This window comes from Clostridiales bacterium (assembly GCA_025757645.1).
Taxonomy (GTDB): Bacteria; Bacillota; Clostridia; order Oscillospirales; family Oscillospiraceae; genus CAG-103.
Genome location: CP107216.1, coordinates 2,229,542 through 2,251,514 on the forward strand (window position 1 = coordinate 2,229,542; position 21,973 = coordinate 2,251,514).

At 63.1% G+C, this 21,973-nt stretch carries 25 protein-coding genes; 12 read left to right on the forward strand and 13 right to left on the reverse strand.

The genetic code is table 11. From position 1 onward, the window contains the following. Positions 1-40 precede the first annotated feature (40 nt). The gene (gene rlmD / locus OGM61_10770) at positions 41-1,195 is read left to right on the forward strand and encodes a 23S rRNA (uracil(1939)-C(5))-methyltransferase RlmD (protein ID UYI84314.1); all 1,155 of its coding nucleotides are present in this window, start codon (positions 41-43) and stop codon (positions 1,193-1,195) included. Positions 1,196-1,266: 71 nt separating this feature from the next. On the opposite strand, the gene OGM61_10775 is transcribed toward rlmD, so the two are convergent. After that, on the reverse strand, positions 1,267-2,169 hold the full coding sequence (locus OGM61_10775; protein ID UYI84315.1) for a LysR family transcriptional regulator: 903 nt from the start codon (positions 2,167-2,169) through the stop codon (positions 1,267-1,269). Between the two features lie 146 nt (positions 2,170-2,315). Here OGM61_10775 and OGM61_10780 point away from each other — a divergent pair, with 146 nt between their 5' ends. After that, complete coding sequence (locus OGM61_10780) at positions 2,316-3,344, forward strand: YeiH family protein (protein ID UYI84316.1); 1,029 nt, start codon at positions 2,316-2,318, stop codon at positions 3,342-3,344. A gap of 260 nt (positions 3,345-3,604) precedes the next feature. Here the strand turns inward: OGM61_10780 and OGM61_10785 are convergent, their stop codons facing one another. Together OGM61_10785 and OGM61_10790 are read right to left on the reverse strand one after the other, a co-directional pair. Then, entirely contained in the window at positions 3,605-4,747 is a 1,143-nt protein-coding gene (locus OGM61_10785) for a HAMP domain-containing histidine kinase (protein ID UYI84317.1), read from the reverse strand. Continuing rightward, positions 4,744-5,418, reverse strand: coding sequence for a response regulator transcription factor (locus tag OGM61_10790; GenBank protein UYI84318.1), 675 nt, complete (start codon positions 5,416-5,418; stop codon positions 4,744-4,746). The genes OGM61_10785 and OGM61_10790 overlap by 4 nt, the downstream gene beginning before the upstream one ends. Positions 5,419-5,562: 144 nt before the next feature. Here OGM61_10790 and OGM61_10795 point away from each other — a divergent pair, with 144 nt between their 5' ends. The 3 genes from OGM61_10795 to OGM61_10805 are packed head-to-tail and all read left to right on the forward strand — an operon-like array spanning position 5,563 to position 7,581. Continuing rightward, positions 5,563-5,709, forward strand: a complete 147-nt coding sequence (locus OGM61_10795) for a CD1871A family CXXC motif-containing protein (protein ID UYI84319.1) — start codon at positions 5,563-5,565, stop codon at positions 5,707-5,709. After that, entirely contained in the window at positions 5,702-6,625 is a 924-nt protein-coding gene (locus OGM61_10800) for a 4Fe-4S binding protein (protein UYI84320.1), read from the forward strand. The genes OGM61_10795 and OGM61_10800 overlap by 8 nt, the downstream gene beginning before the upstream one ends. Then, entirely contained in the window at positions 6,625-7,581 is a 957-nt protein-coding gene (locus OGM61_10805) for a TlpA family protein disulfide reductase (GenBank protein UYI84321.1), read from the forward strand. Before OGM61_10800 ends, OGM61_10805 begins: the two co-directional genes overlap by 1 nt. A 72-nt stretch (positions 7,582-7,653) precedes the next feature. Here OGM61_10805 and OGM61_10810 read toward each other — a convergent pair whose 3' ends face one another. Further along, complete coding sequence (locus OGM61_10810) at positions 7,654-8,613, reverse strand: threonine/serine dehydratase (protein ID UYI84322.1); 960 nt, start codon at positions 8,611-8,613, stop codon at positions 7,654-7,656. Between the two features lie 154 nt (positions 8,614-8,767). Between OGM61_10810 and OGM61_10815 the strand changes: the two genes are divergently transcribed. Both OGM61_10815 and OGM61_10820 read left to right on the forward strand, forming a co-directional pair. After that, a complete protein-coding gene (locus OGM61_10815; protein UYI84323.1) occupies positions 8,768-9,184 on the forward strand; it encodes a DUF1810 domain-containing protein in 417 nt (138 codons plus the stop codon). A gap of 11 nt (positions 9,185-9,195) precedes the next feature. Further along, on the forward strand, positions 9,196-9,750 hold the full coding sequence (locus tag OGM61_10820) for an NUDIX hydrolase (GenBank protein ID UYI84324.1): 555 nt from the start codon (positions 9,196-9,198) through the stop codon (positions 9,748-9,750). A gap of 61 nt (positions 9,751-9,811) precedes the next feature. Here the strand turns inward: OGM61_10820 and OGM61_10825 are convergent, their stop codons facing one another. From OGM61_10825 to OGM61_10860, 8 genes are all read right to left on the reverse strand, one after another. Beyond that, entirely contained in the window at positions 9,812-10,063 is a 252-nt protein-coding gene (locus OGM61_10825) for a hypothetical protein (GenBank protein UYI84325.1), read from the reverse strand. Between the two features lie 146 nt (positions 10,064-10,209). After that, a complete protein-coding gene (locus tag OGM61_10830; protein UYI84326.1) occupies positions 10,210-11,865 on the reverse strand; it encodes an ATP-binding protein in 1,656 nt (551 codons plus the stop codon). Beyond that, positions 11,862-12,536: a response regulator transcription factor gene (locus OGM61_10835; protein UYI84327.1), complete on the reverse strand. Its 675-nt coding sequence runs from the start codon at positions 12,534-12,536 to the stop codon at positions 11,862-11,864. The genes OGM61_10830 and OGM61_10835 overlap by 4 nt, the downstream gene beginning before the upstream one ends. A gap of 3 nt (positions 12,537-12,539) precedes the next feature. Continuing rightward, complete coding sequence (gene phoU / locus OGM61_10840) at positions 12,540-13,184, reverse strand: phosphate signaling complex protein PhoU (GenBank protein UYI84328.1); 645 nt, start codon at positions 13,182-13,184, stop codon at positions 12,540-12,542. Further along, positions 13,184-13,939 carry a phosphate ABC transporter ATP-binding protein PstB gene (gene pstB / locus OGM61_10845; protein ID UYI84329.1) on the reverse strand — a complete coding sequence of 252 codons (756 nt, stop codon included), beginning with the start codon at positions 13,937-13,939 and terminating at the stop codon, positions 13,184-13,186. The genes phoU and pstB overlap by 1 nt, the downstream gene beginning before the upstream one ends. After that, entirely contained in the window at positions 13,936-14,799 is an 864-nt protein-coding gene (pstA, locus tag OGM61_10850; protein ID UYI84330.1) for a phosphate ABC transporter permease PstA, read from the reverse strand. The genes pstB and pstA overlap by 4 nt, the downstream gene beginning before the upstream one ends. After that, a complete protein-coding gene (gene pstC / locus OGM61_10855) occupies positions 14,796-15,671 on the reverse strand; it encodes a phosphate ABC transporter permease subunit PstC (protein ID UYI84331.1) in 876 nt (291 codons plus the stop codon). Before pstC ends, pstA begins: the two co-directional genes overlap by 4 nt. Positions 15,672-15,735: 64 nt before the next feature. Then, positions 15,736-16,566: a phosphate ABC transporter substrate-binding protein gene (locus OGM61_10860; protein UYI84332.1), complete on the reverse strand. Its 831-nt coding sequence runs from the start codon at positions 16,564-16,566 to the stop codon at positions 15,736-15,738. Positions 16,567-16,896: 330 nt separating this feature from the next. Between OGM61_10860 and OGM61_10865 the strand changes: the two genes are divergently transcribed. Genes OGM61_10865 through OGM61_10880 form a run of 4 tightly spaced genes read left to right on the forward strand, consistent with a single transcriptional unit; the run spans position 16,897 to position 20,303 of the window. Beyond that, positions 16,897-17,988, forward strand: coding sequence for an iron ABC transporter substrate-binding protein (locus tag OGM61_10865; protein ID UYI84333.1), 1,092 nt, complete (start codon positions 16,897-16,899; stop codon positions 17,986-17,988). Beyond that, the gene (locus OGM61_10870) at positions 17,957-19,012 is read left to right on the forward strand and encodes an iron ABC transporter permease (protein ID UYI84334.1); all 1,056 of its coding nucleotides are present in this window, start codon (positions 17,957-17,959) and stop codon (positions 19,010-19,012) included. The genes OGM61_10865 and OGM61_10870 overlap by 32 nt, the downstream gene beginning before the upstream one ends. Continuing rightward, positions 19,009-19,785 carry an ABC transporter ATP-binding protein gene (locus OGM61_10875; GenBank protein UYI84335.1) on the forward strand — a complete coding sequence of 259 codons (777 nt, stop codon included), beginning with the start codon at positions 19,009-19,011 and terminating at the stop codon, positions 19,783-19,785. The genes OGM61_10870 and OGM61_10875 overlap by 4 nt, the downstream gene beginning before the upstream one ends. Continuing rightward, complete coding sequence (locus OGM61_10880; GenBank protein ID UYI84336.1) at positions 19,782-20,303, forward strand: FmdE family protein; 522 nt, start codon at positions 19,782-19,784, stop codon at positions 20,301-20,303. The genes OGM61_10875 and OGM61_10880 overlap by 4 nt, the downstream gene beginning before the upstream one ends. Positions 20,304-20,539: 236 nt before the next feature. On the opposite strand, the gene OGM61_10885 is transcribed toward OGM61_10880, so the two are convergent. Continuing rightward, the gene (locus tag OGM61_10885; protein ID UYI84337.1) at positions 20,540-21,361 is read right to left on the reverse strand and encodes an RNA methyltransferase; all 822 of its coding nucleotides are present in this window, start codon (positions 21,359-21,361) and stop codon (positions 20,540-20,542) included. A gap of 128 nt (positions 21,362-21,489) precedes the next feature. Here OGM61_10885 and OGM61_10890 point away from each other — a divergent pair, with 128 nt between their 5' ends. Then, on the forward strand, positions 21,490-21,942 hold the full coding sequence (locus OGM61_10890) for a ferritin-like domain-containing protein (protein ID UYI84338.1): 453 nt from the start codon (positions 21,490-21,492) through the stop codon (positions 21,940-21,942). Positions 21,943-21,973: the final 31 nt, after the last annotated feature.

A 21,973-nucleotide genomic window follows, 5' to 3' on the forward strand; every position in this document is an offset into this window, starting at 1 on the left:
AGGATAAAGAAAAGAGTTCGCAAGACCGGAGGTCATGACCATGGCAAACACCCCATCGCGCGTATGTCCGCTCGCAAAAAAGTGCGGCGGCTGCCAGCTGCAGAACCTGTCGTATGACGAGCAGCTGCATCTCAAACAGGCGACGGCCATCCGCCTGCTCGGCCGCTTCGGCCACGTGGAGGAGATCATCGGCATGAAAGATCCCTACCACTACCGCAACAAGGTGCAGGCCGCTTTCGGCGTCAATCGGCAGGGGCAGATCATCTCGGGCGTGTACCAGTCGGCCTCGCACCGGATCGTGCCGGTCAGCGACTGCATGATCGAGGACACGGTCGCAGACCAGATCATTGTCACGATCCGCGGCCTGCTCAAGAGCTTCAAGATCCGTCCCTATGACGAGGAAACCGGCCGCGGCACGCTGCGGCACGTGCTCGTGCGGCGCGGCTGGCGCAGCGGGGAGATCCTCGTCGTGCTCGTGACGGCGCACGGCATGCTGCCCGGCAAGCGCAACTTCGTGCGCGCGCTGCTGCAGCGGCACCCGGACATCACGACCATCGTGCAGAACATCAACGCCGGGCAGACGAGCCTTGTGCTCGGGCCCCACAGCGAGGTGCTCTATGGGCCGGGCTATATCCGCGAGCAGCTCGGGGACTTCACGTTCCGCATCTCGCCGCGCGCGTTTTATCAGATCAACCCCGTGCAGACGGAGGTGCTCTACCGCACGGCGCTCGACTACGCCGGGCTGGCCGGCAAAGAGACCGTCGTGGACGCCTACTGCGGCACCGGCACGATCGGCATCTTCGCCAGCCGGAACGCCGCGCGCGTAATCGGCGTGGAAAATAACCGCGACGCCGTGCGCGACGCGATCAGCAACGCGAAGGCAAACCGCGCGGACAACGTCCGCTTCTACACGGCCGACGCGAGCGACTTCCTGCAGGGCATGGCCAGGGCCGGTGAACACGCCGACGTCATCATCCTCGATCCCCCGCGCGCCGGCAGTGACGAGCGCTTTCTCGCCGCCGTGACGGCCGTCGGGCCGGAGCGGGTGGTGTACGTGTCGTGCAACCCGGAGACGCTCGCGCGCGACCTGGGCTATCTCACCCGGCACGGCTACCGCGTCACGCGCATCCAGCCGGTAGACATGTTCCCGCACACGGAGCATATCGAAACCGCCGTGGCATTGGTCAAAAGCTGACGAAACGTGAATGGAACAGCCACCGCAGCGCATCATGCGCTGCGGTGGCTTCCTTTTTGCTGGGTGTGGGGTCACGCGCCGCCGGTTTCTTCGGCGCAGGCGCGCAGCTCGCGGAAAATGGTCGTATAATCGGCGCGGAAATTGCTGTTTTTCGGAAACAGGAACATAATGTCGTGCCGCAGCTCAAAGTCGCTCAGTTCGATCACGCCGAGCGCGCCCACCGCCTCCTCCTGGCGGATGGCCGCGCGGTAGAGAAACGACACGCCGTAGCCGCTTTTGAGCAGCGTCTTGATCGCGCCGATGTTGCCGATCTCGACCGTGCGGGCAAAATCCGCCGCCGCCAGGCCGTGCTCCTTCAGGTAATACTCCAGGATCACGCGCGTGCCCGAGCCCTCCTCGCGCAGCAGCAGCGGCTCGCCCAGCAGGTCCGTCAGCGGGCGGCCGCGGTAGCGCGCGGCCTTCTCCGGGTCTCCGGCGGCGACATACTCCTCCGTGCCGAAGACGAAAAAATCATACTCCGCCTTCGGAAAGTCACCCTCGACGACCGCAAAATCCAGCTCACCGGAATCGAGCTTGCTCAGTAGCACCTTCGTATCCGCCACCTGCATCTGAATGTGGCTGTCCGGGTGCAGGCGCAGAAACCGGCCGAGCGCCTCGTTGATCATGAACTCCGCGACCGAGAGCGTCGCGCCGAACGAATAGTCGCGCGTGCCGGAGGCGGCCTGCTGCATGCGCTTTTGCAGGTGCTGCTCGTCGTGCTTCATCGTCATCAGCGTGCGGCGCAGAATCTCCCCCGCCTCGGTCAGCTGCAGGCGCTTGCCGTTGTGCTGAAACAGCGCCGTACCATAAGCCTGCTCCAGATAGTGCATATGGTGCGAGACCGCGGGCTGCGTGATGTTGAGCTCACGCGCCGCCTTCGTAAAATTCATGTGCCGGCACACGGCCAGAAACGTCTCGACGCGAAAATCCAGCATGGGCATCCCTCTTTCCTGTAGGTTTTCAGCTAATGATAACACAAAATTATCATTTGATAAATAGAAATCATTTTTCTTTATCGTTCAGGTGTGCTATGATGCTCTCTGCAAACAACGCATGGAGAGAAAGGAATCCTCGACCCACTATGAACTTCATTCAGAAAAACTGGAAAGGCATCCTCGTGTGCCTCGTCATGGCCGTGCCCTGCTGGCTGCTCGGGCAGCGGTTTCCGATCGTCGGCGGCCCGGTGTTCGGCATCCTCGCCGGCATGATCGTCACGCTGCTCTGGCACGACAAGAGCGCGGCGCAGCCCGGCATCTCGTTCGTGTCGAAAAAGGTGCTGCAGTACGCCGTCATCCTGCTCGGCTTCGGCATGAACCTGTCCGTCATCTGGCAGACCGGCAAGCAGTCGCTGCCGATCATCCTCGTGACGATCACGACGTCGCTCGTCGTGGCGTGGCTGCTGCACAAGCTGCTGCACATCCCCGGCAAGATCTCAACGCTCGTGGGTGTCGGCTCGTCGATCTGCGGCGGCTCGGCCGTCGCGGCGACCGCGTCCGTCATCGACGCGGACGATGAGGAAGTCGCGCAGGCGATCTCCGTCATTTTCTTCTTCAACATGCTCGCGGCCATCTTCTTCCCCGCTCTCGGCGCGCTGCTCGGCTTCTCGACCACGAACGGCGAGGCGTTCGGCATCTTCGCCGGCACGGCCATCAACGACACGTCGTCCGTCACGGCCGCGGCCTCCACGTGGGACTCGCTCTACGGGCTCGGCAGCCAGACGCTCGACAAGGCCGTGACCGTCAAGCTCACGCGCACGCTCGCCATCATCCCGATCACGCTCGTGCTCGCCTTCGTGCGCACGAAGCGCGCCAAGACCGACGGTACGAAGGTGAATTTCAAGAAGATCTTCCCGATGTTCATCCTCTACTTCCTGCTCGCGTCCGTGATCACGACCATCTGCGTGAGCGCCGGCGTGTCGGCAAGCGTGTTCACCCCGCTCAAGACGCTCAGCAAGTTCCTGATCGTGATGGCCATGTGTGCCGTCGGCCTGAACACGAACATCGTCAAGCTCGTCAAAACCGGCGGCAAGCCGCTCATCATGGGCTTTTGCTGCTGGGTCGGCATCGCGGGCATGAGCCTGCTGATGCAGCACGTGCTCGGCATCTGGTAAGGCACGAACAAAAACGGGCGGCAGCCGGAGCTATCCGGCTGCCGCTTTGAGACTGTCAAAAAGTAATACTTTTTGACAAAGAGACTGCAGTCTGCTGCGCACAAATTCCACACTTGCAGCCTGAGCGGTATTTTCTCCGCCGCACATGTCGCCGGAGAAAATGATCGGACCTTCTTTCGCCGCTGCGGCGGCGAAACTCTACGAGGTTTTTGGACAAGCTGTAGGCGGCGACCGGGGATGACCTGGCCGCCGCCTGTGTTTTAGGATTCTTTGCCGTCGCGCGGCAGCGTCACGAGCATGACCGTTCCGTCCGCGCCGCTGCGCTCGATCTGCACCGTGCCGCCGTGCAGCGCGGCAATCTCCCACACAAGCGACAGACCGAGTCCGACGCCGCCGTGTGCCCGGCTGCGCGACTTGTCCACGCGGAAAAACGGCTGGAAAACGCTCTCCCGGTATGCCTCCGGGATGCCGGGACCGTGGTCACGGACGCGGATCTGTACATTCCCGTCCGCCTCGCTGACCGCGATGCGCACCGCCCCGTCCGGCCGGCCGTAACGGATGGCGTTTTCGGTCAGGTTGAACAGCAGCCGGTACAGCAGCGGGTCGCTGCCGGTGAGCACAGCGCCGCCGTCGGCCTCCAGCGCGATGCACTTGCTCTCTGCAAGCGGCGCGAGATCGGTGAAGATCTCCTCGATCATGGGCGCGAGCTCGACCCGGTCGTCACAGGGCACGGTGCGCAGCTCGCTCATCTCCAGCAGGATCTTCGTCATCTGCGCCATACGCTCCGTCTGCTCCTGCAGCAGGCTCAAAAACGCCGCCGTTTCGGGCGTGACGTCCGCGTGCTCGGCGGAAAACAGCTCAAGCTGCGCCTGCATCAGCGCAAGCGGCGTGCGCAGCTCGTGCGCAGCGTTGCCCGTAAACTGCCGCTGCGCCGTGAAGCCCGCGTCCAGGCGGTCGATCATGCCGTTGAACGAGCGGCTGAAGCGCTGAAACTCCGGCAGCACGTCCTCGCTGACCTTGCACTGCGCCAGATTGCTCGGCTGAATGTTTTCCACCTGCGCTGCAAAACTGCGCAGCGGACGCAGCGCGCGGCCGCTGACAAAATACGCGAGCACGCCGCCGATGAGCGTGACCGCCGCCGTGATGTACCAGTTCGTGACGCCGAAGGCCGCCTGCGCGCCGCTGATGATGATCGTCAGCTCGTCATCCGGCTGTTTGCTCTGCGGATCGAAGGCGTCGGGCGCACCGGATTCGATCTCGCCGTAAGCCGAGATGCCGCTGCCGATCGCATCCATATACCGCTTGCCGGAATAGCCGATCAGACAGTTCATGAGCACACACGTCACGCCGATCAGCGCCGCCGTCATCAGCGTGATGCGCCACTGCAGAGATAACCGCTTCATGTCTGCGCCTCCATAACATAGCCCTCGCCGATGCGGTTGCGGATGGGGTCATAGCCCAGGGCGGCGCGCAGCTTTTTCCGCAGTGCGGAGATATGCACGCGGATGGAGTTGCCGAAGCCGTCCGCCCCGCTGTCCCACACGTGCTCCAGCAGCTCCTCCTGACTGACCGGCCGCCCCTGATGCAGCAGCAGGTATTCGAGGATGCCCGTCTCCTTGCGCGTGAGCGACAGCGTCTCGCCGCGCACGGACGCCGTGCGCGCCTTGGTGTCAAACGACAGCTCGGCGCAGGTCAGGACCACGTCGCTCTGCGTAAAGCGGCGCAGTGTCAGGCTGCGGATGCGCGCCGCGAGCTCATCGAGGTGAAAGGGCTTGGTGAGATAGTCGTTCGCGCCCGCATCGAGTCCCGCCACCTTGTCGGCGACCTCGCAGCGCGCCGACAGGATCAGCACCTTGGTGTCGCGGTCACGCTCGCGCAGCGTCCGGAGCACCGTCATACCGTCCTCGCCGGGGAGGTTCAGATCCAGCACGACCAGATCAAAGCGCTCGACGGCGAGCATCTCCGCGGCGCTCTGCCCGTCATAGCAGCAGTCCACGCTGTAGGCAAGCCGCCGCAGACTGCGCGCGATCGTGTCGCAGAGCGCCTTTTCATCTTCCACAACCAAAATATGCATACCATTCTCCTCGTGCGTATTTACGAATGTCCGACTTTGTTATATGATAACACAAAGGCATAAAATCTCTGTTAAGTTTCCGTTCTTAACGAAGATTTTATCTGCGCCATGGTATCATGGGGCAAACAGAAGGGAGTGATCCGGGTGTTTCGTGCGAAGAAAGCCGTTGTGCAGGTTCTGCTGATCGCTGCAGGCATCGCCATGGTGTGCTTCGGCGCGCTGCGCGGCGAGGCCGGCGCCGTGCTCAACAAGGCGATCCGGCTGTGCTTGGAGTGTGTCGGCATTGGATAAGAAAAAACAGTCTGTTTCCCTGCTCTTGAGCCGGTTTCGCGGCTGGATCCAGGCGGCGGCGACGCTGCTGACCAACATCCACCTGCCGAACTTCTTCAAGGGCGGCATCTATCAGGGCAAGGGCAAGACCGTCTGCGTGCCCGGCCTGAACTGCTATTCCTGCCCGGCGGCATCGGGCGCGTGCCCGATCGGGGCGTTTCAGGCGGTGGTCGGCTCGTCCAAATTCCGCTTTTCGTATTATATCACCGGCATTCTGATCCTGCTCGGCGTGCTGCTCGGGCGGTTCATCTGCGGCTTTTTGTGCCCGTTCGGCTGGCTGCAGGAGCTGCTGCATAAGATCCCGGGCAAAAAGCTGTCGACAAAAAAGCTCAGGCCGCTGACCTATTTGAAATACGTCATCCTGCTGCTGGCCGTGGTGCTGCTGCCGGCGCTCATCGTCAACGACGTGGGCATGGGAGACCCGTATTTCTGCAAGTATATCTGCCCACAGGGCGTGCTCGAGGGTGCGATCCCGCTTGCCGCCGCAAACGAGAGCATCCGCGCGGCGCTGGGCGCGCTGTTTACGCGCAAGCTGATCATTCTGATCGCTGTCGTCGTTTTGAGTGTGCTGTTTTTCCGCCCGTTCTGCAAATGGATCTGCCCGCTCGGTGCGTTTTACGCGCTGATGAACAAGGTCTCCCTGCTCGGCATCCAGGTCGACACGAGCAAGTGCGTCTCCTGCGGCAAATGTGCGCGCACCTGCCAGATGGACGTGGACATCACCAAGTCCCCCAACGACACGGAATGCATCCGCTGCGGCAAGTGCATCCGCGCCTGCCCCACGCAAGCCATCCGCTTCCGCTATGGCTTCGGCCTGAGCGGAAACACGAATCCGAAACAAGTAAGCAACCATCAAAATCAAACGGAGGAATCATGATGAAGAAAATCACAAAATTTGTGACGCTCCTGCTCGCGCTCGCGATGGTGTTCAGCCTCGCGGCGTGCTCGTCGGGCAAAGACAAGGACAAGGCGGACGGCAGCGCCGACATTGCGACCCTGATCGCGACCGAGCCGAACAGCGCCGACGAAGCGAGCAAGCTCTACCAGCAGCTCATGCAGAAGGAAAACGACATTCTCGCCGCAAACTCCGACCTCTGGAACAAGGTGTTTCTGTCTGCCAACAAAAACAGCACCATGATCGAGGACGGCACGAACTACGGCGACTTCCTGCTCGCCACGATCGAGAGCGCGAAGGACGGCTTCTCAGCCGACGAGCTCAAGACGCTCAAGGCCGGCGCCGAGCAGATCAAGGAGATCGAGGGCAAGCTCACCATCCTCGAACAGAAGTATCCCGGCTGCGGCACGACGCCCGGCACAGGTGACAGCGTGAGCGCGGAGGAGGCCGGCATGACCGCCTCCGGCAGCGACGCGATGAAATTCCCGAGCTTTCAGGGCAAGGATCTCGACGGCAATGACGTCGACAGCAGCAAGCTCTTCGCCGGCAACAGCGTCACGGTCGTGAACTTCTGGTTCACCACCTGCAACCCGTGCGTCGGTGAGCTGGCCGACCTTGAGGCGCTCAACAAGGACCTCGCCGCGAAGGGCGGCGCGGTCGTCGGCATCAACTCCTTCACGCTCGACGGCGACAAGACCGCCATCGCCGAGGCGAAGGACATTCTGGCGAAAAAGGGCGTGACCTACTCCAACCTCTGGTTCGCCTCCGACAGCGAGGCCGGTAAGTTCACCGCCGGCCTGTACTCGTTCCCGACCACATACGTCGTTGACAAAAACGGCAACATCGTCGGCCAGCCGATCGTCGGCGGGATCACCGCACCCGATCAGGCAAAGAAGCTCAACGAGCTCATCGATCAGGCGCTCGCAAGCAGCAAATAACGACCCGAGACAGCATCCGCCTCGACGCGCCCTTCTGACGGAAGGTGCGCCGGGGCGGATATTTGCTGTCTGTCAGAGCCTGACGTCCTCGAGCTGGTGCAGCTGCTCGAGCGCGACGCTGCCGCCGCTGACGACAAAGCAGACCTTGTCCCCTTCCCGCACCGGGAGCCGGCCGCACAGCGCCGCACCGATGCCGATGGCGGACGACGGCTCGCACAGCAGCTTGCCCTCCAGAAGCAGCAGCTTCATGCCGCGAAGAATAGCATCATCCGCAACGGCCGCAAAGCCGTCGGTATTTGCCGCCACATACGGGAAGCACACATCCCCCGGCATCTGCGCGACGAGCGCGTCCGCGACCGAGCGCTTCTGCTCCACCCGCACCGGGTGCCCGGCACGCAGACTCTCCCGATAGCGCGGCAGCGCGGCCGGCTCCGCGCCGAAGACGCGCACGCGCGGCGCGAGCGCCTTGACGGCCGTGGACACGCCGCCGATGAGCCCGCCGCCGCTGACCGGGACAACGACTGCATCGATCTCCGGGCACTGGGCCAGGATCTCCAGCCCGACGGTGCCCTGCCCCGCCATGACCGCCTCGTCATTGAACGGCGGCACCATCGTCGCGCCCCGCTCGGCGCACAGCCGCGCCGCCACGTCGAACCGCTCGGACGCCTCGCACAGCACGAGCTCCGCGCCCAGCGCGCGGATAGCCGCCTGCTTGACGGGCGGGGCCGTGCGCGGCATGACGATGCAGGCGTGCGTGCCGAAGCGCTGCGCGGCATAGGCCACCGCACGGCCGTGGTTGCCGGAGGACGCCGCGACAAAGCCGCGCACACGCTCGGCGTCCGTCAGGGTGAGGATCTTGTTCATTGCGCCGCGCAGCTTGAATGCGCCCGTGCGCTGCATACACTCGGCCTTGACATACACCTCGCAGCCGAGGGCGTCGTCGAGCGCCGGCAGGCGCAGCAGCGGCGTCCGGACAATATAGGGGGCGATGCGCACGTGCGCCGCCCGGATGGTCTCCAATGTCATACTCATGGGAACGCTCCTTTCTCAGCAGACCTATTGTAACGCAGCCGGCGCGCATTGTAAAACCCGATCTGCGCGGCCGCCGCGCTTGACAAGGCCGGTCGAAAAGGGGCATAATCAGAGGCGAACGACCCGTTCATTCCCACGTAAGGAGGGCAATACCATGTATGATCTTGATCGTTTTCTCACCGCACAGCGCCGGGACTACGCCGCCGCCCTGCGCGAGATCCAAAACGGCCGCAAGCGCAGCCACTGGATCTGGTACATCTTCCCGCAGGTCGCGGGGCTGGGCATGAGCAGCACGTCGCAGTACTATGCCATCTCCGGGCTCGACGAGGCGCGGGCCTATCTGCGCGAGCCGACGCTGCGCGCGCACCTGCTGGAGATCAGCAGCGCCCTGCTGGCACTCGACGAGAGTGACCCCACGGCCGTGTTCGGCTTTCCGGACGACCTGAAGCTGCGCTCGAGCATGACGCTCTTCGCGGCCGCCGCGCCGGACGAGCCGGTGTTTTCCGCCGTGCTCGATAAATTCTTCGGCGGGCAGCCCGACACGCGCACGCTGCAGATCCTCGGCCTGTAAGGAGGCGCGCCATGGACAACCTGACCGAAACCAAACTCACATCCGAAAAGATCTACAGCGGCTGCATTCTCGACTTTTACCGCGACACCGTGCGCCTGCCCAACGGCGGCACCGCGCCGCGCGAATTATCGCGCCACGTGGGCGCGGTGTGCATCGTGCCGCTGCTCGACGACGGCCGCGTGATCGTCGAGCGGCAGTTTCGCTACCCGGTGAACGAGGTCATCACGGAGATCCCCGCCGGCAAGCGCGACAGCCGCGACGAGGCACCCGAGGCCGCCGCGCGCCGCGAGCTGCGCGAGGAGACCGGCATCACGGCGCGCGAGCTCATCCCGCTCGGCCCATTCTACCCCGCCGCCGCGTACTCGGACGAGGTCATCTGGATGTACCTCGCCCGCGGCCTGACCTTCGGCGAGCAGCAGCTCGACGACGATGAATTTCTCAACCTGCAGGCCGTGCCGCTCGACGAGCTTGCGCGCGACGTGCTGGCCGGGCGCATCCCGGACGCAAAGACGCAGGCAGCCATCCTGCGCGTGTACTGCATGGAGCACGGCTTTGAGCCGAAATAAAAAGAAGCGGCACGGGGCGGTCAGATGACCGCCGCGTGCCGCTTGTCCTGTTCGGCTATGTTCAGTGCCGGTGGAACAGGCCCTTTTTCTCATACGGGGCGCAGGCGTAGCTCGTGAGCTCGTAGCCCGTCTTGGCGATGACCGGGCGCAGCTCCGCCTCCGGGATCTCCGTTTCGGAGAGAATGACCGTCTGGCCCTTGCCGTGCGAGGACGAGACCTTCTTGACCGGAAAGGCATTGCGCACCGCATCGTTGATATGGCTCTCGCACATGCCGCACATCATGCCGTCGATCCCCAGTGTGATCTGATACATGGAATGTCCTCCTTGAAAAACCGATTGGTTAGATATGTTTAATCTCAACTGCATGATAACACCGCCCCGCCCGGGTGTCAAGCCCTGCGGGGCAGAAAAAAGCGGACTTCCGCAGCCGGAAGTCCGCTCTGTTTTTCCATACCGGGTCACGGGTTCGGGAACACGACACGGATGGTCGTGCCCGTGCCGGGCGTGCTCTCGAGCTCGATGCGGCCGTGGTGATACTGCACAGCGTGCTTGACGATCGACAATCCGAGGCCCGTGCCGCCGGACGCCTTGGAGTGGCTCTTATCCACGCGGTAGAAGCGCTCGAACACACGCGCCTGATGCTCCGGCGCGATGCCGATGCCGGTGTCGGCAACGGTGATGCTGCTGCCGCCGGCATCGGCCGCGACCGTCACGTCCACGCGCCCGCCGTCACGGTTGTACTTGATGGCGTTGTCGCAGAGGTTATAGACGATCTCATAGATCAGGCGGCGGACGCCGGGCAGGACGGCCGGCTGTCCCGTGACGCTGACCGTAACGCTGCGCGCGGCCGCGGCGTCGTGCAGGTTCTCCGCCGCCTCCTGCGACACGGCGAGCAGGTCGACCGGCTCCGTCGGCATGGCGTCGCCCTCGTCGAGCTGGGACAGGCGGATGATATCGTCGATGAGCGTGACGAGGCGCGCGGCCTCGGCGTGGATGTGGCCGACGAAGCGCGGCAGATCCTCGGGCCTGACCATGCCGTTTTCGATCAGCTCGGCGCTGCCGATGATGCCCTGCAGCGGCGTTTTGAGCTCGTGCGAGACATTCGCCGTGAACTCGCGGCGGTTGCGCTCGGCAAACTCCTGCTCCGTGATGTCAAAGGCCAGAATGACCGTGCCGAGGAATTTCCCGTCGGACGTGATGCGGCTGATATCGAACTGATACACGCGGCCCGCGCGCTCGGCGCGCACCTCACTGTGGCCGTCCGCAGCGGCGGCCTGAATGGCGGTGCTGATCTCGTGGCTGCGCTCGATGGTGAGAAAATCCCTGCCGACGCACTGCGCGTCCGCGCCGAAGAGCGCCTGCGCCGCGGCGTTGATGCTCAGGATGCTGCCGTGCTCGTCGAGCAGGACAAGGCCCTCGCGCATACTGCCGGTGATCTGCGTGAATTCGTCGGTCTTTTCGCGCAGCTCGCGCAGCTGCGTCTGGATCTCGACGTGCTGGTGGTGGATGCGCTTGAGCAGCGGCGAGAGCTCCTCGTAGGCATCGTTGTCGAGCGGGTGCTCGAGATCGAGGCTGTTGAGCGGGTCGACGATGCGCCGCGACAGCCGTCTGGCCAGCAGGCCGGAGAGAATGAGCGCCACGATGAGCACGATCAGCAGCGGCTGGATCATGCCGACGGCGATCATGCCGACCGTCGCGCGGCTGATGGAAATGCGCAGCACCGTGCCGTCGTCCAGACGCTGGGCGTAGTACATGGTCTTTTCCATGAGCGTCGAGGAATAGCGCGTGCTCTCGCCAGTGCCGGTCGCCAGCGCCTGACTGACCTCGGCGCGCGAGGCGTGGTTCTCAAGACTCTCGGCGTTGGTCTTCGTGTCGTACAGGACGCTGCCGTCGGCCGCGATCCATGTCAGGCGATAACGGTCGGCCGTCAGCTGGGACAGGTAGTCCGTGCCGCCGTCCTCAACGGCCGCCGCAGCGAGGCTCAGCTCGTCGCGCAGCTGGTTTTTCTCCACGCCGCCGAAGTAATCGTACAAAAAGCCCACGATGATCAGCAGGCTCGCCAGCAGCACGCACCCGGCCACGAGCAGGATGGATTGAAAGATCTTTTTGGTCATGTCGTTGCCTCCATGCGGTAGCCAACATTGCGCACCGTTTCGATCCGCCGTCCGTAGGGGCCGAGCTTCTGCCGGAGCGTCCGGATGTGCATGTCGACCGTGCGGGTCTCGCCGCAGTAGTCCATGCCCCAGATCTCCTGAAAGAGCTGGTCGCGCGTGAACGCCATGCCCGGATGGGACAGAAACAGGCGCAGGAGTTCAAATTCTTTATACGTAAGCGCGACACGCGCGCCGTCGACCGTGACCGTGTGTGCGTCGAGATCGACGACGAGCCCGCCGCTGCGCAGCTGATGTGCAGCTTTTTCCGGCTGGCAGCGGCGCAGCACCGCCTTGACGCAGGACACGAGCTCCATCACGCCGAAGGGCTTGACGAGGTAATAGTCCGCGCCGAGGTCGAGGCCGCGGATCTTGTCGTACTCCGCGCCCTTGGCCGTGGCCATGACGACCGGGATGGTGCGCAGCTCCGCCGACGCCTTCATGCGCTGCAGCAGCTCGATGCCGTCCACGCCGGGCAGCATCACGTCGAGCACCACCAGATCGGGCTTCTCCGTCTGGAGCGCCGACCAGAATGACACGCCGTCGGCAAAGCCGCGGGCGTCAAACCCCGTGGATGAGAGCGTATAGACCTCAATGTCGCGGATACTGGCGTCGTCCTCCACACACCAGATCATGGCTTACCCCTCCTTGTGCACCCCGGTGACCGAGAAGATCACCCACTCGGCGATGTTCGTCGCGTGGTCGCCGATGCGCTCGAAGTATTTGGCGATCATGAGCAGGTCGAGCGCGTACTCCCCGTCGTCGGGGTGGGCGGCGATCTTGTCGATCAGCCGGCGCTTGACCTCGTCGAAGGCGTTGTCCACGACATCGTCCTCGGCGATGACCGTCTCTGCCAGCATTGTATCATGCTTGACGTAGGCGTCAACACTTTCTGTGACCATATGGATGGTCGAGAGCGCCATTTCGCGCAGCAGATCGTCATTTTCCGCCGAACGGCCGGCGAGAAACTGGATGATCTCCGCAATGTCCTCGGCCTGATCGCCGATGCGCTCCATGTCCGTGATCATCTTCAGCGCGGCCGAGATCTGGCGCAGGTCGCGCGCGACCGGCTGCTGCTGGAGCAGGAGCTTGAGGCACAGCGACTCGATGTTGCGCTCCTTCTGGTCGATCTCGGCATCGAGCGGCGCGACGCGCTGCGCCAGCTCCGGATCCGCCTCCGTGAGGGCCTTGGATGCGAGCGCGATGACCTCCTCGCACAGTGCGCCCATCTCGATCATCTCCTTGTTCAGGAGCGCGAGCTGTTCATCAAACCGGCTTCTCATTAGCCAAACCTCCCTGTGATGTAATCCTCCGTGCGCTTATCCTGCGGCTGCGAGAACAGCTGCTGCGTGTCGCCGCACTCGACGAGCTCGCCGAGCAGGAAAAACGCCGTGCGGTCAGAGATACGCACCGCCTGCTGCATGTTGTGCGTGACGATGACGATCGTGTACTGTTCCTTGAGCTGCATGGCCAGCTCCTCGATCTTCGACGTGGAGATGGGGTCAAGCGCGCTCGTGGGTTCGTCCATGAGCAGCACCTCCGGCTCGACCGCGAGCGCGCGGGCGATGCACAGGCGCTGCTGCTGGCCGCCGGAGAGGCCGAGGGCGTTTTTCTTCAGGCGGTCTTTCACCTCGTCCCAGATGGCCGCGCCGCGCAGGGACTTTTCGACGATCTCGTCGAGCCTGGCGCGGTTTTTGATGCCGTGCGTGCGCGGGCCATAGGCAATGTTGTCGTAGATGCTCATCGGAAACGGGTTCGGCTTCTGAAAGACCATGCCGATCTCGCGCCGCAGCTCGTTGACGTCCGTTCCGGGGGCGAAAATGTCCTGATCGCGGTAGCGCACATCGCCCGTGATCTTCACGCCCGGAATGAGGTCGTTCATGCGGTTGAGCGTTTTGAGAAACGTGGATTTGCCGCAGCCGGACGGCCCGATGAGCGCCGTGATGCTCTTTTCGGGAATATTCATGCTGATATCGTGCAGCGCCTGATGATCTCCGTACCAGAGGTCCAGGCCCTGGACTGTCATAATGTCACTCATAAACTTCTTTTCCTCCTGAAGTATCGCTCAACGAGCGTAGCAGCGCCGTTGATGAGCAGCGTAAGGATCATCAAAATGGCGGCGATGGCAAAGGCCACATCAAACCGGCCCTGCTCCTTGGCGTAAACGTAAAGCGCGACGGTGAGCGTGGCGCCCGCGCTGCTCAGTCCCTCGAAAAAGTCGTTGAGCGCGTGGGCAAAGCCCGCCGTGAACAGCAGCGCGGCCGACTCGCCGAGGATGCGGCCGACAGACAGGATGCAGCCGGTGATGACGCCGTCCACGCAGCCGGGCAGCACCACGGTGCGGATGACACGCCACTTGCCCGCACCGAGGCCGAACGCGCCCTCGCGGTAGCTCTGCGGCACGGTTTTGAGGCTCTCCTGCGTGGTGCGCATGATGGTCGGCAGGTTCATGATGACGAGCGTGAGCGCGCCGGCCAGCAGCGATGTTTTCATGTTCAGAAACTGGCAGAAAAACAGCATGCCCACAAGGCCGTAGATGATCGACGGGATGCCGGAGAGCGTCTCGGCCGCGTACTCGATGGCGCCGATGAGCCGGCGGTTCGTGGCGTACTCGGTCAGGTAGATGGCCGCGCCCACGCCGAGCGGCAGGACGATGAGCAGCGTCGCGATGACGATATAGAGCGTGTTGAGGATGTCCGGCAGGATGCCGATGCGGTCGGACAGGTAGCTCGGCGCGGTGGACAGCAGCGCCCACGACACGTTCGGCAGGCCTTTGATGAGCACGTAGGCGATCAGAAACAGCACGAGCGCCGCCGTGATAATGGCCGCCGCACCCATGAGGATGCGCATGGTGAGAATATAGGCCCTGCGGCCACCGGAAACGGCTTTCTTTTTCATTTGTCCCCCTCCTTATTGCGCTTGAGGAAGAAGTTGAGCGTGGCGTTGATGAGCATGATGAACAAAAACAGCACCAGCGCGATGGAAAACAGCGCCTGCCGCTGCAGGCCGCTGGAGTAGGACATTTCGCTGGCGACGGCGGTGGTCAGAAAGCGCACGCTCTGAAACAGGCTCGGCATATTCGGCACATTGCCCGACACCATCATGACGGCCATGGCCTCGCCGATGGCGCGGCCGACGCCGAGCACGACGGCGGCGGCAATGCCGCTCTTCGCCGCCGGGACGGAAACCTTGAAATACGTCTCGATGGGCGTCGCGCCGAGCGCGAGCGATGCGTCCTCATACTCGGGTGGCACGGCCTCGAGCGCCGTGACGGACACCTTGATGATCGACGGCAGGATCATGATCGCCAGCACGACGATGGCGGCGAGCAGGCTCGCGCCGTCGGCCAGGTGAAACACCTTGCGGATGCCCGGCACGAGCACGAGCATACCCACAAGGCCGTAGACGACCGACGGGATGCCGGCCAGCAGGCTCACGGCCGATTCCAGCACGGTCTTGAGCCGCGGCGGGGCGACCTTCGCCAGATACACGGCCGTCAGGAAGCCCAGCGGCACGCCGAGCACGATGGCCCCGGCCGTGCCGTATACACTCGTCAGAATGAACGGTAAAATGCCGTACGACGGCTCTGCCGCCGTGGAGGCCCACGTCTTGCCGAACAGAAACGGGACGAGCCCGATCTTCTGGATGGCGGGGATTCCGGAGACGATCAGGTACACGCTGATGAGCAGCACACACCCGACGGTGATAAGGCCAAGGAGCAGAAACACGCCATGCACGACCGTCTCCAGAACTTGAGATCTCTTTTTCATATCCAGCACCTCTGTATATGCGAAAGGCGGCTGGTCTCCAGCCGCCTGTACGCTTGTCTGTGGCTCAGGCCACCGGGACTGCGCCCGCCGCGGAGATGATGGACGCGGCATCTGCAGAGGTCGCAAAGTCGAAGAACTTCTGCGCGGTCTCGCTCAGGGCCACGCCTTCCTTCGTCACGAGGACGAACGGACGCTGCACGAGGTAGGTGCCGTCCTTGACGGTCGCTTCCGTCGGGGCAACACCGTTGACGGTCAGGGCCTTGACGCTGTCCTTGATGGCAGCCAGAGAGGCATAGCCGATGGCGTTCGGGTTCTGGGACACGGTAGTGATGACATCGCCCGTGGAGGTCAGCTCCTGACGGTACTGGCAGGCATCCTTCGTGTCAGTGATGGACTCGAAGCCGTCGCGCGTGCCGCTGCCGGCCTCGCGGCCGATGAGGACGATCTCGGCGTCGTTGCCGCCGACATCCTTCCAGTTGGTGATCTCACCGGTGTAGATCTTGGCGATCTGCTCCAGGGTCAGGTCCTTGACGGGGTTCTGGGGGTTGACGATGATGGCGATGCCGTCGAGGGCGAGGGTGGTCTCCTTCAGGCCGGATGCCTTCTCGTCGTCCTTGAGCGCGCGGCTCGACAGGCCGATGTCGCAGCGGCCCTCGGAGACGGCCTGGATGCCGGAGCCGGAGCCGGTCGGGTTATAGGTGAAGGTCGTGCCCGAGTTTGCTTCCATGAAGGACTCGCCGAGCGCGCCGATGACTTTTTCCATCGAGGTGGAACCGTCGGTCGAGACCGTGCCGCCGGCAGCGGCCGTGTTGTTGTCATCCGCCTTCTGGCCGCAGCCCGCGAACAGCGAGAGCGCCATGACGGCAATGCACAAAATGGTAATGATCTTTTTCAAGATGAAGTGCTCCTTTCGAACTTCGATTTTGATTTTGGTTTTTTGTTCCCTACGCTTCACAGGATAAGCAGGGGATGTAAAAACGAAAAGAGCGCTTATGTAAAATGCGTGTAAAATTGTAAAACGCCACAGTTTGCAGCGCGTTTTTCACCAAATTTCGTATCTCGCGTTGATAAACAGACGTTTTCCGTGCGACTGTCAGCAAATATTTCATGAAAAATCTGCGCATATTTTCATCCCCTACGGGGGCTTACAGTTTCGGCCGCCGTCCGTTATACTAATGACAATGCTCCGAAACGGAGAAATACAGGAAGAGAGGATACACGCACTATGCGAAATCGAAGATGGATCTGCCTGCTGCTGGCAGTCTTGACGCTGCTGGCCTGCACGGCCTGCGGCGTAAAAACGAACGACGGCGCCTCCGGCGACGTGCGCACGCTCACCGACAGCAAAAACCGCACCGTGGAAGTCCCCAAACAGGTGGACCGCGTCGTGTGCGTCGGCGTCGGCGCGCTGCGCTACAGCTGCTATGTCGGCGCGGCTGACCGCGTGGTCGGCGTGGAGGACTACGAGACCAAGGCCGGCATGAGCCGCCTGTATAACTACGTAAACTTCGATAAATTCAAGGACCTGCCCGTCACCGGCACGAACGGCGAGCCGTATGTGGAGCAGATCATCGACGTCGCACCGCAGGTCATCGTCATGAGCGCCTACGCCTCGTGCGATGCGGACGAGCTGAGCGCGAAGACCGGCATCCCGGTCTTTGTCGTGCCCGGCAGCGACACCACGCTCGATGACGCCGCCTACGAGACCATCCGTCTGCTCGGCGAGCTCTACGGGCTGGAAACGCGCGCGCAAGAGCTGACCAAGTACCTCAAGGGCATCCAGACCGACCTCGACACGCGCACGGCCAAGATTGCAGACGATCAGAAGCCGTCCGTCTATGTTGGCGGCGTGTCCTTCAAGGGGCAGCACGGCTTTGAGGGCACGGAGGCAGGCTACGGCCCGTTTGCGCTCATCCACGCCAAAAACCTCGCCGACACGACCGGGCAGACCGGCGCGTTCAACATCGACACCGAGCAGGTGCTCGCCTGGGACCCGGACATGATCTTCCTGGACTTTAATGGTATGCCCCTGATCAACGAAGATTATCAGGCGAATCCTGCATTTTATAACAGCCTCACCGCCGTACGCAGCGGAAAGGTCTACTCGCAGATCTCGTTCCGCTCCTCGGCCTCCAATCTGGAGACGGCGCTGGCCGATGCCTATTATGCCGCCTGCGTGCTGTATCCGGAGCAGTTTGCCGACATTGACCCCGAGGCCAAGGCCGGCGAGATCTTTACGGAGCTGCTCGGCTCCAACCCCTATCCCGATCTGAAGGAGGCCGGGTATGCATTCCGTGCCATCACACTCGGCGAGTAAGCCGCACGATTCCGACTACAGCCGCAACCGCGCCAGAAGCATCCGCTTTCTGATCCTGCTGGCGGCCATTCTGGCGCTCGCGTTCTTTTTGTCGCTGCGCGCCGGGTCTTACAACACGCCCGCCGCCGAGCTCATCCGGGGCATCTTCGGCCGGGCGTCGGACGCGAAGATCAATCTCGTCATCCGCAATAACCGCCTGCCGCGCATCTGCACCGCCATGGTCGCCGGCGCGGGACTGGGGCTGGCCGGGTGCATCCTGCAGGCCGTGCTGCGCAATCCGCTCGCCTCGGCCTCTACGCTCGGCGTGTCGCAGGGTGCGACGTTCGGCGCAGCCGTCGCCATCATCGGTCTCGGCCTGAGCCAGGCCGGCAGCTGGGCTATTCCGCTGTGCTCGTTTCTCGGCTCGCTGCTTGTCGCGGCCGTGATTCTGGGGCTGAGCCAGTTCAAGCAGATCTCCTCGGAAGGCATCGTGCTCGCGGGCGTCGCCATCAGCTCCATGCTGACCGGCGCGACCACGCTGCTGCAATACTTTGCCGACGAGGTCGCGCTCTCGTCGCTCGTATTCTGGACGTTCGGCGACCTCGGCAGCACGGACTGGCAGTCCCTGCGCGGCATGGCGCTGGCCGTACTGCTGCTGATCGGCTACTGCTACCTGCACCGCTGGGACTATAACGCCCTGCTCTCCGGCGAGGAGACGGCGCTGAGTCTCGGCATCCATGTGCGGCGGCTGACACTCACGAACGTTGTGCTCACGTGCTTTGTCTGCTCGGTGATCGTGTCGCACGTCGGCCTCATCAACTTCATCGGTCTCGTTGCGCCGCACATCGTGCGCATGGTCGTCGGCAACAACTATATCTATCTCATCCCCGGCTCCGTGCTCGCCGGCGCGGCGCTGCTGCTGCTGAGTGATCTGGCCGCGCGCGTGGTCATCATGCCGGTCATTCTGCCGATCGGCGCGCTGACGGCGTTTCTCGGCGGCCCGCTGTTTTTGTACCTGCTGTTCAAGGGGAGGGGCCGGACATGATCTGTGTGGACCATCTCTGCTATCACTATAAGGGCGGGCGGCCGATCCTCCGCGATGTGAGCTTTGAACTGGAGAGCGGGCGCTTTCTGGCCGTGCTCGGCAACAACGGCGTCGGCAAGAGCACACTGCTCAAGTGCATGAACCGTATCCTCACGGCTGACAGCGGGCACTGCCGTATCGACGGGGAGGATCTGCTCACGCTCTCCCACCGGGAGATCGCAAAACGCGTAGCCTTCGTGGCACAGCACGTGCCCGACACACAGATGACCGTGCACGACATGGTCATGCTCGGACGGCGGCCCTACATGACCTGGGGCGTGACGGAGCACGACCACCATGTCGTGCACGAGGCCATGCGCTATCTGAATCTGGAGGACATGCGCGGCCGGTTCCTCAACCGGCTCTCCGGCGGCGAGCGGCAGAAGGTCATGCTCGCCCGCGCGCTGGCGCAGGAGCCGACGCTCCTGCTGCTGGACGAACCGACCAGCAATCTCGACATCCGCAATCAATATCAGGTGCTGCAGATCACGCGCGACCTGTGCCGCGAGCAGAATCTCACGGCGATGATCGTCATCCACGACCTGAACCTCGCGCTGCGGTTCTGCGACCGCTTTCTGCTGCTGCGCGAGGGCGAGGTGTACCGTTACGGCGGCGCAGAGATCTTCGACACCGACGCCCTGCGGGACGTCTACGGCGTGACGGGCAGCATCGTGGACGTGCAGGGGCACAGGCTCGTGCTCATTGATGACGAAGAAAAGGAGACAAGATCATGACCAACTGGGAAACCTGCGTACAATTTCACGGCCACGCCTGCGGCGGGCTGACGATCGGATATAAGGCCGCGTGCTACGCCGCCGAGCTGCTGGAGCTGTCCTTCTCCGGCGACGAGCAGGTCGTGTGCATCGCGGAAAACGACGCCTGCGGCGTGGACGCCATTCAGGCGCTGCTCGGGTGCAGCATCGGCAAGGGCAACCTGCTGTTTCATATGCGCGGCAAACAGGCGTTCTCGTTTTATAACCGCGCCACGGGCAAGTCCGTGCGCCTGGTGCTCCGGCCGCGGCCGGAGGGGATGACGCGCGAGGAATCCTTCGCCTACTATCAGGCGCAGAAACCGGCCGACCTGTTCGACGTCAAACCGGCGACCATCCCGCTGCCAGAGCCGGCCAAACTATTTGACTCCTACCCGTGCGCGTGCTGCGGCGAGGTGACGGGCGCCAACTGGATCCGCCTCGTCGGCGGGCAGAAGCTGTGCCTCGACTGCGCCGGGAACTACGACCGGTTCGACGTCTGAGAATAACAAAAAACTCCGGCTTCCAGAACGGAAGCCGGAGTTCAGTTTATCCAAAACCTCGTAGAGTTTCGCCGCCGGAGCGGCGAAAGAAAGTGAGATCATTTTCTTCGGCGACATGTGCGTCGGAGAAAATACTTCTCAGGCTGCAAGTGTGGAATTTGTGCGCCGTGGACGCACAAATTATGCGCGCAGCAGACTGCAGCCTCTTTGTCAAAAAGTAACACTTTTTGACAGTCTCAGCCGCGCAGCAGCGCGAGCTGGTAAAACGCGACGGCGCTCGCCGCGGCCACATTGAGCGAATCGACCCCATGCGTCATGGGGATGCGCACCGTGTAATCGCACGCGGCGATCGTGCGGGCGGCCAGCCCGTCCCCCTCCGTGCCGAGCACGATGGCAAGGCGCGGCACGGCGCGCAGGCGCTTGTCGTCGATGCGCAGCGAATCGTCCCGCAGCGCCATGGCCGCCGTTTGAAAGCCGAGGGCGTGCAGCGTCTGCTGCCAGTCGCCGTCCTCAGGCAGGTACGTCCACGGCACCTGAAAGACCGTGCCCATGCTCACGCGCACGGCGCGGCGGTAGAGCGGGTCGCTGCCCGCCGACGTGAGCAGCACGGCGTCCACGCCGAGCGCCGCCGCCGAGCGGAATATCGCGCCGATGTTCGTCGGGTTCATCACGTTTTCCAGCACGGCCACACGCGCAGCGTTGGCGCACAGGACGGCGACCTCCGGCAGTGCCGGGCGGCGCATGGCGCAGAGCATGCCGCGCGTGAGATGAAAACCTGTCAGCTGCGTGAGCACGTCGAGCTCGGCGGCATAGACCGGGATGTCCGCGGGGCAGCGCGCCAGGATCTCGCGCGCCTTGCCGTCCACGTGGCGGCGCTCCATCAAAAACGACACCGGCACGCACCCCGCGTCGAGCGCGCGGCCGATCACGAGCGGGCTCTCGGCGATGAAGAGGGCATTTGCCGGGTCGGCGCGGTTGACGAGCTGGTTTTCCGTCAGGCGGGCGTACACGTCCAGCTCCGGCGCGGAAAAGTCCGAAATATCAAAAATCTTTGCCATAGCTGCATCTCTCTTTTCCATAGGGTCAGCCCGATTATAACCGATTTTGCGCGCGGACGCCACCGGTTTTTTTCCGCCGGTGTATGTCCCGCCGCGCCGGTGGGCATACTGGCACTGAGGTGATATTTATGCAGTTGACCCCAAAAGAGGCCAGTTTACTCAAAGATCTCAAAGGGCAGGAGCAGCTGTGCGTGGACAAATATAACCGCCACGCCGCCAGCGCCAACGACCCGCAGCTGAAAAACCTGTTCGAGCAGATCGCGCAGGTCGAGCAGCAGCATCTCGACGCGATCACGCAGATGGAGGGCGGCACCGTCGCCCCACCGGCAGACTCCGCGACCGTGCCGACGACGTTCACGGCGACCTACAACAACACCGAGACCCCGCAAAAGCAAAACGACTGCTACCTGTGCACGGACGTGCTCGCAATGGAAAAGCACGCCTCGCACCTGTACGACACGTGCGTGTTCGAGTTTGGCGATGCCAACGCCCGCAGCGTGCTCAACGACATTCAAAAGCAGGAGCAGCACCACGGCAAGGTCATCTATGACTATATGAACACCAACGCCATGTACGCCTGACACCATCCGCGCAAAAACGGCGTCCCCGAGG

Excerpts from the sequence above, each read along its gene's own strand:
- OGM61_10865 (UYI84333.1), top strand. The coding sequence starts at position 16,897 with ATGCGAAATCGAAGATGGATCTGCCTGCTGCTGGCAGTCTTGACGCTG.
- OGM61_10820 (UYI84324.1), top strand. The coding sequence starts at position 9,196 with ATGGACAACCTGACCGAAACCAAACTCACATCCGAAAAGATCTACAGC.
- OGM61_10830 (UYI84326.1), bottom strand. The coding sequence starts at position 11,865 with ATGACCAAAAAGATCTTTCAATCCATCCTGCTCGTGGCCGGGTGCGTG.
- OGM61_10870 (UYI84334.1), top strand. The coding sequence starts at position 17,957 with ATGCATTCCGTGCCATCACACTCGGCGAGTAAGCCGCACGATTCCGAC.
- pstB (UYI84329.1), bottom strand. The coding sequence starts at position 13,939 with ATGAGTGACATTATGACAGTCCAGGGCCTGGACCTCTGGTACGGAGAT.
- pstA (UYI84330.1), bottom strand. The coding sequence starts at position 14,799 with ATGAAAAAGAAAGCCGTTTCCGGTGGCCGCAGGGCCTATATTCTCACC.
- OGM61_10775 (UYI84315.1), bottom strand. The coding sequence starts at position 2,169 with ATGCTGGATTTTCGCGTCGAGACGTTTCTGGCCGTGTGCCGGCACATG.
- OGM61_10880 (UYI84336.1), top strand. The coding sequence starts at position 19,782 with ATGACCAACTGGGAAACCTGCGTACAATTTCACGGCCACGCCTGCGGC.
- OGM61_10875 (UYI84335.1), top strand. The coding sequence starts at position 19,009 with ATGATCTGTGTGGACCATCTCTGCTATCACTATAAGGGCGGGCGGCCG.
- OGM61_10815 (UYI84323.1), top strand. The coding sequence starts at position 8,768 with ATGTATGATCTTGATCGTTTTCTCACCGCACAGCGCCGGGACTACGCC.
- OGM61_10790 (UYI84318.1), bottom strand. The coding sequence starts at position 5,418 with ATGCATATTTTGGTTGTGGAAGATGAAAAGGCGCTCTGCGACACGATC.
- phoU (UYI84328.1), bottom strand. The coding sequence starts at position 13,184 with ATGAGAAGCCGGTTTGATGAACAGCTCGCGCTCCTGAACAAGGAGATG.
- OGM61_10810 (UYI84322.1), bottom strand. The coding sequence starts at position 8,613 with ATGAGTATGACATTGGAGACCATCCGGGCGGCGCACGTGCGCATCGCC.
- rlmD (UYI84314.1), top strand. The coding sequence starts at position 41 with ATGGCAAACACCCCATCGCGCGTATGTCCGCTCGCAAAAAAGTGCGGC.
- OGM61_10780 (UYI84316.1), top strand. The coding sequence starts at position 2,316 with ATGAACTTCATTCAGAAAAACTGGAAAGGCATCCTCGTGTGCCTCGTC.
- OGM61_10890 (UYI84338.1), top strand. The coding sequence starts at position 21,490 with ATGCAGTTGACCCCAAAAGAGGCCAGTTTACTCAAAGATCTCAAAGGG.
- pstC (UYI84331.1), bottom strand. The coding sequence starts at position 15,671 with ATGAAAAAGAGATCTCAAGTTCTGGAGACGGTCGTGCATGGCGTGTTT.
- OGM61_10785 (UYI84317.1), bottom strand. The coding sequence starts at position 4,747 with ATGAAGCGGTTATCTCTGCAGTGGCGCATCACGCTGATGACGGCGGCG.
- OGM61_10805 (UYI84321.1), top strand. The coding sequence starts at position 6,625 with ATGAAGAAAATCACAAAATTTGTGACGCTCCTGCTCGCGCTCGCGATG.
- OGM61_10835 (UYI84327.1), bottom strand. The coding sequence starts at position 12,536 with ATGATCTGGTGTGTGGAGGACGACGCCAGTATCCGCGACATTGAGGTC.
- OGM61_10885 (UYI84337.1), bottom strand. The coding sequence starts at position 21,361 with ATGGCAAAGATTTTTGATATTTCGGACTTTTCCGCGCCGGAGCTGGAC.
- OGM61_10825 (UYI84325.1), bottom strand. The coding sequence starts at position 10,063 with ATGTATCAGATCACACTGGGGATCGACGGCATGATGTGCGGCATGTGC.